General features: G+C 70.4%; 4 protein-coding genes. All 4 read right to left on the bottom strand.

From position 1 onward, the window contains the following. On the bottom strand, positions 1 to 437 hold a 437-nt coding region (locus AC27VN_RS38100; protein ID WP_490880018.1), incomplete at its 3' end, for a YceH family protein. A gap of 31 nt (positions 438 to 468) precedes the next feature. Continuing rightward, positions 469 to 1,197 (bottom strand): phosphodiester glycosidase family protein, encoded by a 729-nt coding sequence (locus AC27VN_RS38105; protein WP_490880019.1) that lies wholly within the window; start codon positions 1,195 to 1,197, stop codon positions 469 to 471. Between the two features lie 27 nt (positions 1,198 to 1,224). Further along, positions 1,225 to 2,256: an isocitrate/isopropylmalate dehydrogenase family protein gene (locus AC27VN_RS38110; RefSeq protein ID WP_093340921.1), complete on the bottom strand. Its 1,032-nt coding sequence runs from the start codon at positions 2,254 to 2,256 to the stop codon at positions 1,225 to 1,227. 112 nt (positions 2,257 to 2,368) lie between these two features. Further along, positions 2,369 to 2,734 carry a DUF4180 domain-containing protein gene (locus AC27VN_RS38115; protein WP_490880020.1) on the bottom strand — a complete coding sequence of 122 codons (366 nt, stop codon included), beginning with the start codon at positions 2,732 to 2,734 and terminating at the stop codon, positions 2,369 to 2,371. Positions 2,735 to 2,759: the final 25 nt, after the last annotated feature.

Below are 2,759 nucleotides of genomic sequence, written 5' to 3' on the forward strand. Positions count from 1 at the left end.
ACGAGCGCGCCGGCCGAACGCTCGGACAGCTCGTCGAGGAAGCCCTCGACCGAGGAGATGTCGGCGAAGTTGTGCATGCGGTCGCAGGCGATGCGCAGCTCGCCCGCGGTCTGCGGGCCGCGCAGCATCAGCACCGTGAGCAGGATCACCGACTGCGAGGGAATGCGCAGCACGCGGTCGATGTTGTGCTCGTAGCGCCAGGCGCGGCCGCCGCTGGTCTCGGCCACCAGGCTGTAGCCCTTGAGGCTGTCGATCGCGGCCTGCACCTGCGACTCGCTGAGCTCGAGCACCGGGTTGCGGCTGGTCTTCTGGTTGCAGCCCGACACCAGCGCGTTGAGCGTCAGCGGATAGCTGTCGGGCACGGTGCGCTGCTTTTCGGCCAGCACGCCGAGGACGCGGGTTTCGACAAGGGACAGGACGGGCAGCGCAGTGGTCATGGCTCGGCAGGAAAACGAAGGGGGACGGGATTCAGGGCGAAACGACCGCGAGTATGGGCCCGAGCTCGCGCACGAAGTCGCTGCGCCCGAGCGCGGTCGAATGCAGGGCCGAGACGGTGCCGTCGAGATAGAGCGCGTCGCGGCAGTGCAGCACGTCGCGGAAGTAGAGCGCGAACTCGTGGAAGTTCACGGGCGTCTCGCTGAGCACGAAGATCGCCGTGTGACCCGACACGCCGACGCCGTTGCGGATCTTGCGCGAGGGCGAATCGACGATGAACGAGCGATGCACCGCGCCATGGCGCAGCAGCAGCGGGCCCGACTGGGTGGCGATCGACAGGCCGCGCAGCCGCGGCGCGAGCGCCGGGTATTCCGACGACTCGATCACGCGCGGGCCCTCGTCCGACACCAGGAACACGCCGTTCGGCTGGAGGAAGAAATTGCCGGTGCCGGCCTCGAGGTTGAGCGGCGACTCCTCGCGGCCCTCGCGCACCAGCAGGCCCACGGGCGCGAAGTCGGCGTGGTACATGCCGGCATTCACCGCGAAGTCGAGCCGGCGCCCGCGCTCGGCCAGCCAGGCCTGCAGCCGGTCGAAACGCTTGAAGGCGGTGCCGCTGTCGTCGTTGAGGAACAGCGAGAGCCGCTCCTTGCGCAGGTCGACGCGCACCACGGTGTAGCGCGCCGGCTCGGCGCGCGCCGACGCGGCCAGGCCCAGCACGAGCCCCGCCACCAGCATCGACAGCCACAGCAGGCGCCTGGGCATCGGGATCGTCGGCCCGCGCGCGCGGCCTCAGGCGTTCTGGATGCGCGCCACCAGCGCCTTCGTGAAGGCCTCGGTGCCGGCGCTGCCGCCCAGGTCGCCGGTGCGCACCTGGTCGATGTTGAGCGTGTCGTCGATGGCCTGGCGCAGGCGCGTGGCGAGCTCGGGCAGCTTGCAGTGATCGAGCATCAGCGCGGCCGCGAGCATCAGTGCGATCGGGTTCGCGATGCCCTTGCCCGCGATGTCGGGCGCCGAGCCGTGCACCGCTTCGAAGATCGCGGCATTGGTGCCGATGTTGGCGCCGGGCGCCATGCCCAGGCCGCCGACCAGGCCCGCCACCAGGTCCGACAGGATGTCGCCGAACAGGTTGGTGGTGACCAGCATGTCGAACTGCCAGGGGTTGAGCACCAGCTTCATCGCGCAGGCGTCGATGATGACCGTGTCGAGCTCGAACTGGCCCTTGTACTTCTTCTCGTAGAGGTCCAGGCCGGTCTCGAGGAAGATGCCCGTGAGCGCCTTCATGATGTTGGCCTTGTGCACGATCGTGACCTTCTTGCGGCCGGTGGCCACGGCGGTCTGGAACGCGTACTCGAGGATGCGGCGGCTGCCCTGGCGCGTGTTGATGCCGGTGGCCATGGCCACGGCATGCGGGTCGCCGTCGATCGGCACGTAGTGCTCGTGGCCGATGTACAGGCCCTCGAGGTTCTCGCGCACCACCATCAGGTCGATCTTGTCGAAGCGCCCGCCCGGGATGATGGTGCGCGCCGGGCGCAGGTTGGCGTAGAGCTCGAACTCCTCGCGCAGCCGCACGTTCGACGAGCGGTAGCCGCCGCCCGAGGGCGTCTCGAGCGGGCCCTTGAGCGCGAGCCGGGTGCGGCGGATGCTGTCGAGCGTGGCCGCGGGCAGCGGATCGCCCGAGGCCTTGACGCCGCCCAGGCCGGCGATCTGGCGGTCCCATTCGAAGGGCGCCTTCAACGCGTCGAGCGCGGCCAGCGTGGCGTCGACGATCTCGGGGCCGATGCCGTCGCCGGGGATCAGGGTTGCGGGAATGGGGGTGGTCATGAGGGGCGCCCTTGGTCGAGGAATGGGGAGTCGCGGCCGCCGGGGCGCGCGGAGGCCGAAGAATAACGCCGGGCCCATGGCACCGCCTTGACGAGGCCCGGCGCCGCGAGGGTCATTCGCGGGCCAGCCAGGCCAGCGCCTCCTCGCGGCTGTCGAGGAAACGGCAGTAGCGGCCCTGGCGGGCCTCGCGCAGGTACTCGGCGAAGCGCTCGCCATGGTCGGCCGCGGGCGACACCACCACGGCCGCGCGCAGGCGGTAGGTCTGCAGCTTCTCGAGGAATTCGCCCGCGAAGCGGGTGCGCAGCGCGAAGAAGGCCGGCGGCAGCACGGCCTCGTCGAGCAGCACGCGGTCGGTGTCGTGCTCGAAGCAGGCGCCGACCACGTCGGTGGCCTCGCGGGCATCGGTCAGCGGATGGGTCCACTCGACGATGCGCGCCGGGCCGTGGACCAGCAGCAGGTGGCGGGCGGACACGTTCATGGCGCGATCTCCTGGTCGAGCAGCG

This window comes from Variovorax sp. 20P10.2.4 (assembly GCF_058244205.1).

Coding starts and splice junctions, on each gene's coding strand:
- AC27VN_RS38115 (WP_490880020.1), bottom strand. CDS start 2,734: ATGAACGTGTCCGCCCGCCACCTGCTGCTGGTCCACGGCCCGGCGCGC.
- AC27VN_RS38105 (WP_490880019.1), bottom strand. CDS start 1,197: ATGCCCAGGCGCCTGCTGTGGCTGTCGATGCTGGTGGCGGGGCTCGTG.
- AC27VN_RS38110 (WP_093340921.1), bottom strand. CDS start 2,256: ATGACCACCCCCATTCCCGCAACCCTGATCCCCGGCGACGGCATCGGC.